Here is a 2,312-nt window from a genome sequence, read left to right on the forward strand (position 1 = left end):
CTTCCAAGGCTGGGATCTGCTGTCCGACCTGGCCTAACAGGGTTTGATCCGACGCCGGGACGGGGTCGCGCGGGACGGCACCGCGCGGTGGTTCGTGACCGCCGACGCGCATCCGCACGACGCGGTCGACGTGCGCGGCGGCATCGGCAGCGCGGTCGCGGTGGTGGACGGCGAATCCGGGCGCATGCTCGGGACCACCGACGCGGGGCGCGCCCCGGCCACCCTGCATCCGGGCGCGGTGCACCTGCACCAGGGCGAGAGCTACGTGGTCGACGAGCTGGACCTGGAGGAGGGCGTCGCACTGGTGCACGCCGACACCCCGGGCTGGAGCACCAGCGCGCGGGCGGTCACCTCGCTGGAGATCGAGGAGGTGACCGAGGAACGCCGATACGGCTCGGTCACAACGGCTTTGGCGCAGGTGCTGGTGACCCGGCAGGTGATCGGCTACCTGCGCCGACTGCCCAGCGGCGAGGTGCTGGACATGGTCGCGCTGGATCTCCCCGCGCAGACGCTGCCGACCCGGGCGGTGTTCTACACGGTCACGCCGGACCTGCTGATCCGGGCCGGGATCGACGCGCGACACGCCGCGGGCGCACTGCACGCGGCCGAACACGCCGCGATCGGCATGCTGCCGCTGGTCGCGACCTGCGATCGATGGGACATCGGCGGCGTGTCGACGGCCGAACACGCCGATACCGGGCTGCCGACCGTCTTCGTCTACGACGGCCATCCCGGCGGGGCGGGCTTCGCCGAGCGCGGGTTCTCGCGGCTGCGGCACTGGCTGTCGGCGACGCTCGGGGCCATCGAGTCGTGCGTGTGCCCGGGCGGCTGTCCGTCCTGCGTCCAGTCGCCGAAGTGCGGAAACGGCAACAACCCGCTGGACAAGGCCGGTGCGGCCCGACTGCTGCGGGCGGTGCTGGCCGAGCTCGGGGAAGGTGACGACGGTCACCCCGAACCGTGACGCCGCCGACTCCGGCCCGAGACCGGAGCGCCACCCGACCAACCGGTCGGGCATGTCAACTGGTAGATATCGGGGTGCGTGGGGGCGTCCGCGACACGCAGGACTCGAAGTCGATTAAAAAGGGATGTGATCCTGTTAACTGGGGGGTTGCTCCGTTCGATAATGTCGCTCGCGGATTTACCTGTGCATTCATTCCAATGAGTCTCGCGGAACGAATTGGAAAGCGATCGATACCCAATCTATTCGGCTATCCCATTCATCGAATTTCGACATTGATCACCACTGGATGTGGCCCGCGCCATCGTATTTCTAACCAACCGCTCGGTACGAGCTATTCGCGATCGGCCCTACTCGGCCGGCCCCGCCCGAGCCATCGCACGGACCGCGCGTTGTCCGAGCGGCCCCAGTGATATCCGGCCCTCGACGGTCACCGTCACATCCCATCCCGTCACCACGCACGCCGTCTGCCGCGCGCCCATTCGAGCGGTGATCCGCGCACCGCGATCACAGGCCGTCGCGACACCGCCGTCGAGGGCGGCCGCCGCGGCCAGCGCGCCCAGGTCCGCGGCGGACTGAATCCGATGCCGGGCGATGACGGCCACCCCGACCTGCGCGACCAGTGCACCCGCCATGAGCAGCCCGATCAGGGCCATACACGCCGTGACCGTCACCCCGCCCGCCTCGCCTTCGGTGCGATTGCCGCCCTTCACCGGGACTCACCCGGCTCCCGGGCCGCCACCGCCGCCGCGTGCAGGGTGAGGGGGAACACGGCGGCGCGGGCACTTACCTCGACGACGACCAGGTCACCCTCGGTCCGCACCACGACCCGGGCGCCGGGCGGGCCGACCCGGCGGGCGGTCGATACGCCCGTCTCCGGATCGCCGCGCGCCGCCAGGCGGGCCGCCTCACGGGCGGCATCGACACAGCGCACCTGCGCCGACACCGCCAGCAGGGCGCCGACCGTCAAAACCAGCACCGCCACCAGCGCGGCCAGCGCGATGGCCGCCTCGACGGTTGCCATGCCCGCATCGATATCAGGTGATGGTGTGGCATACGTCACTTGACGGGAGTCTTCAGAGCCTTGTCGATGATCTTGGTCAGGGCGTTCACAATGCTGTCGCCGGTCACCACGGTGTACAGCACCGCCCCGAAGGCGGCGGCCGCGATGGTCCCGATCGCGTATTCCGCGGTGCTCATCCCGTCCTCGGCGGTCAGTGCGCGCAGCAGCCGGGTTCGCAGTTCCCAGCACAGGTTTCGGACAGTCGTTCCCACGGTCACTCCTTCTCTCACTCCGGCGCGGCGGTTCCGCGCCGGCACGGTCCGGGACGCTCACAGCAGGCCGCCTTCCAGC

General features: G+C 70.0%; 3 protein-coding genes and 1 pseudogene. 1 reads left to right on the plus strand and 3 read right to left on the minus strand.

The genetic code is table 11. The features are described 5' to 3' along the window. Positions 1-37 precede the first annotated feature (37 nt). Positions 38-961, plus strand: a pseudogene (locus tag ACWELQ_RS44020) (Zn-binding domain-containing protein); the annotation flags it as partial. A 347-nt stretch (positions 962-1,308) separates the two neighbouring features. Here ACWELQ_RS44020 and ACWELQ_RS44025 read toward each other — a convergent pair. The 3 genes from ACWELQ_RS44025 to ACWELQ_RS44035 are packed head-to-tail and all read right to left on the minus strand — an operon-like array spanning position 1,309 to position 2,233. Then, positions 1,309-1,671, minus strand: coding sequence for an Rv3654c family TadE-like protein (locus tag ACWELQ_RS44025; RefSeq protein ID WP_452402904.1), 363 nt, complete (start codon positions 1,669-1,671; stop codon positions 1,309-1,311). Next, entirely contained in the window at positions 1,668-1,982 is a 315-nt protein-coding gene (locus ACWELQ_RS44030) for a TadE family type IV pilus minor pilin (protein ID WP_452402905.1), read from the minus strand. Before ACWELQ_RS44030 ends, ACWELQ_RS44025 begins: the two co-directional genes overlap by 4 nt. Before the next feature lie 35 nt (positions 1,983-2,017). After that, on the minus strand, positions 2,018-2,233 hold the full coding sequence (locus ACWELQ_RS44035; protein WP_452402906.1) for a DUF4244 domain-containing protein: 216 nt from the start codon (positions 2,231-2,233) through the stop codon (positions 2,018-2,020). Positions 2,234-2,312: the final 79 nt, after the last annotated feature.

This window comes from Nocardia sp. NPDC004722 (assembly GCF_053601505.1).